This window comes from Belliella aquatica (assembly GCF_014637795.1).
GTDB classification, from domain to species: domain Bacteria; phylum Bacteroidota; class Bacteroidia; order Cytophagales; family Cyclobacteriaceae; genus Belliella; species Belliella aquatica.
Map to the genome: position 1 here is coordinate 1 of NZ_BMFD01000054.1, position 1,022 is coordinate 1,022.

Annotated in this window: 1 protein-coding gene; it reads right to left on the minus strand. The window is 41.0% G+C overall.

Translation table 11 applies throughout. The annotated features are described in order from the left end of the window. The coding region (locus IEV57_RS19250) for a CLIPPER-2 domain-containing protein (RefSeq protein ID WP_229744583.1) at window positions 1–1,022 on the minus strand (1,022 nt) is incomplete at both ends.

The window sequence follows — 1,022 nt, forward strand, 5'->3', positions numbered from 1 at the left end:
GCTGTATTGTCTACCTTGCCAGCATCCAAATCTGCTTGTGTAATTACATATTCTGTAACTATTACTGTATCCGCTCCCGGTGATAAACTTGCTATCAACTGGCTCAAATCTGTCAATGGATCTGTTACCAAAATACCTTCCAACGTTACGTTTCCATCGTTGGTCACTGTAATGTCGTAGCTGATTACTTCTCCTACTGTACTGTATGTCTGTGGTGTAGCTACTTTAGTGATGCTAAACTCAAAATTCTGAGTTGCCGTCACAGTCTCGTCTGCAGTAAGAACATCATTTCCAAATGCTGCACTTGCTGTATTATCTACCTTGCCAGCATCCAAATCTGCTTGTGTAATTACATATTCTGTAACTATTACTGTATCCGCTCCTGGTGATAGACTTGCTATCAACTGGCTCAAATCTGTCAATGGATCTGTTACCGAAATACCTTCCAACGTTACGTTTCCATCATTGGTCACTGTAATGTCGTAGCTGATTACTTCTCCTACTGTACTGTATGTCTGTGGTGTAGCTACTTTAGTGATGCTAAACTCAAAATTCTGAATAGCCGTCACAGTCTCGTCTGCAGTAAGAACATCATTTCCAAATGCTGCACTTGCTGTATTGTCTACCTTGCCAGCATCCAAATCTGCTTGTGTAATTACATATTCTGTAACTATTACTGTATCCGCTCCCGGTGATAAACTTGCTATCAACTGGCTCAAATCTGTCAATGGATCTGTTACCGAAATACCTTCCAACGTTACGTTTCCATCGTTGGTCACTGTAATGTCGTAGCTGATTACTTCTCCTACTGTACTGTATGTTTGTGGTGTAGCTACTTTAGTGATGCTAAACTCAAAATTCTGAGTTGCCGTCACAGTCTCGTCTGCAATAAGAACATCATTTCCAAATGCTGCACTCGCTGTATTGTCTACCTTGCCAGCATCCAAATCTGCTTGTGTAATTACATATTCTGTAACTATTACTGTATCCGCTCCCGGTGATAAACTTGCTATCAACTGGCT